Origin of the sequence: Tersicoccus phoenicis (assembly GCF_001968835.1) — a bacterium.
Taxonomy (GTDB): domain Bacteria; phylum Actinomycetota; class Actinomycetes; order Actinomycetales; family Micrococcaceae; genus Tersicoccus; species Tersicoccus phoenicis.
Map to the genome: position 1 here is coordinate 1 of NZ_MRDE01000031.1, position 2,793 is coordinate 2,793.

Here is a 2,793-nt window from a genome sequence, read left to right on the forward strand (position 1 = left end):
CCCCCGAGGCCGTGCGGACTCTGCGAACCCAGGCCACCAGCCGATCCTACCGACCCCCGCTTAGTGCCTTAACAACACACTAACCCCGACCATCACCCCACGTCAGCCCCCTCTAGCTTGTCGAGACCACAGCAAGTGACCCAACTCAGGTCGGTGTCCGCGCTCTCGGAGACCTGTTCCAAGAGCGCGTGTGCTTTTCCCATGATCTCCAGCGCGGTGCGCGCCATGTCCCGTTCGGACTCGGTCCGGCGCAGCTGCGCCTTCAGCGTCGCGATCTCCGCCTGCTCCCGGGACGGCCGGCCGACCGGGTCGCCGGGGTCCTTCCCGTCCAGCAGGCCCGCGTCGCGCTGCTTGCGCCACTCGCAGATCAGCGAGGAGTACAGGCCGTGCCGACGCAGGTACGCCCCGCCCTGGCCGGTCTCGCACGCGGTCTCGTACTCGGTCAGATACTTCAGCTTCTGGCCCGGCGTGAACGAGCGGCGGCGCGCCGGACCGTCAGGGCTCGAGGGTGCACTCACGACACCATCATCGGCGCCGGCCAGGACGACTGGGAAACTCAAACTCATCGAAACAGGTGATCCTTCAACTCGCCCCCGCGAAACGGACTTGCTATGAACCGGTGGACTCACCCAACCCTGACACGCAGGGGGGCGACAAAGAGCGTCCGGATGTAGAGAAACGGGGCCTCCGACCAGCCGGAAACCCCGTCTCTTAGGTTGAGAGGCTTGTTTCCGCGAATCAAGGCTCTTACGGGGATACCGACCCAGCCAGGGAGTCGGATGATCCGCTGATCGGGGCGTCGGCGGAACCAAAAAATGGGACCTCGAACACGGCTCACGGACACCAAAGTGGACGCTATGCGAACAGCCCGCGCGCAAGGGGTGAGCGTGAAGGCGCTGGCGCGGCGGTTCGGGGTTTCACAGGGGCACGGTGTGGGCGAAGACGCGGTGACGACCCTCGCACGGACGCCAAGCCCCCACATCACAAGTTCTTGACTTGCGAGTAGAGCTCTCGCAACGCCGAGTCGGACATATCGATGATGGGTTCGTACATGAACGAGTTCACATGGATGTTCTCCGGTGTCATGAGTACCACACCGTCGAGCGTGTCGCGAGAACTCGAAGTTCCGAGTCCACGGTTCCGGAATGCCTGGAACAGCGCTTGGGCCTGGTTCGACGTGATCGCGTCGGTGAATCCGGGATCGTTGAGTTCGGCAACCATGTGCTTCTCTGCAAGGATGCGCGTGGCGATCGACAGTACGATCTTGTTCTCGAAGTTGACGCCCTCATCGGCCAAGAGTGCTTCGTCTGCCTGCTGTAGCAGGAGATCGATCACGGAATCTCCTGGCGAAGCCCAGGCCTTTCCCTCCTGCCCGCGGAACGTCTCGGTGAAGATTCGGTCAAGGTCCACGTTCGTGATTGAGGCCGAGTCGGCCTTCCAGTGGAGGAGCGACGTGAGCACGATGTAGTCCTTGTCATCTGTCCCCTTGGTGTACTCAAGGATGTTTCGCACGAACGGGATCGATGCAACGCGCTGCATGCCGTCGGTGAAGAAGTTCTTCTTGAACCCACGGATGAACGGGTTGTTGACGTGCTCGGCTTGGTGGAGCACGACCTTGGTCTCGCCCTTCTGGGCCATGAAGCAGCGGTTGTAGCCAACGACGCCGCGGCTGACCAAGGTGCGGAAGAAGTCGAAGTTGTGCGTAAGGAGAACGAGCTTGAAGTCCGTGTGGTCCGCCATCTCCTTGAGGTACTGGATGATGGCGTACTTGTTCTTGTAGTCGAACGAGTCGGCGAGGTCGTCGATCACGAACAGCGTCTCGCGTCCCGCAGCCTTGCGCGCTTCCATCTCAAAGAGCACGTTGAGGATGTAGAGCGCCTTCTTCTCGCCGTTGCTTAACACCGCCAGCAGGTCGTCCCTCTCCACGCCGATAGATTCCCCGCCCTCCTCGAACTCGAATACCACCTTTAGCATGGTTTCCTGACCAAGCATGACGCGGTGCTTGTTCTCCGCACTAATCCGGAATGGTACAAAGAACCGGTCGTTGAAGATCTGGATGACCTTCTCCCACTGGGTGCTCTCCTGCGCCGCTTGCTGTTCGATCTCCTTACGTCGTGTCTCCGTGTCCTTAAAACACGTCACCACGCGTTGGAAAAGGCCCTCGTGCGTTTTGAGGTACGACTTCCAGACACTCTGCCGGAAGGAGTCGACGTTGGCGAACTCCGGCAGAAGCTCTGCGCGGCTCGCAATGAAGTCGAAGAACCGACGCGTGTCCACGTTCTTCTGCAGAGCTCTCTCGACCGCGTCGAGCTTCTTGCGCAGCGCGTCATCGTCGGTAATGCGCCTCTTCTCCTCCACGATGAGCGCCTTCAGGTCCGCGTCGCTGGTCACCGTACGCGGCGCGTCCTCCCCGTGCAGCAGCAACGAGTGCTTCGCAGCGAAGAACCCGTTGTCACCCAAGCTCTTTGTCACGTTCGTCGCGTTGTAGAAAGTGAACGTGCTGCGGTCGAAGAAGGTGGACTCGTCCAAGAGTTCGTTCAGCCGCGTGACGTACTTGGTCAGTTCCGATTGAACTCCAGGCGTTCGCAGGACGGCATCGACCTTGTCGTTGAAGAGGACGTCGTACGGAAGGTCAGCAAACGGGCTCATCGCAATTGAGGGTGTATCGGGCGCTGTGATCGTGGGCGGCGCGTCGGTGCCCGTGTAGGGGTCGAGGTCTTCCGATGATGGGAGTTCTCACACCGCCCATCTGGAAGACCTCGACGTGCGTAACGCTACCTTCGCCTGCCCGGA

General features: G+C 60.9%; 2 protein-coding genes. Both read right to left on the reverse strand.

What is annotated here, in order from left to right; all coding sequences use genetic code 11:
• Positions 1-92: 92 nt before the first annotated feature.
• Entirely contained in the window at positions 93-518 is a 426-nt protein-coding gene (locus BKD30_RS06350) for a transposase (protein ID WP_076703285.1), read from the reverse strand.
• 463 nt (positions 519-981) lie between these two features.
• Positions 982-2,649 carry a hypothetical protein gene (locus BKD30_RS06355; RefSeq protein ID WP_218189262.1) on the reverse strand — a complete coding sequence of 556 codons (1,668 nt, stop codon included), beginning with the start codon at positions 2,647-2,649 and terminating at the stop codon, positions 982-984.
• Between the last annotated feature and the right edge of the window lie 144 nt (positions 2,650-2,793).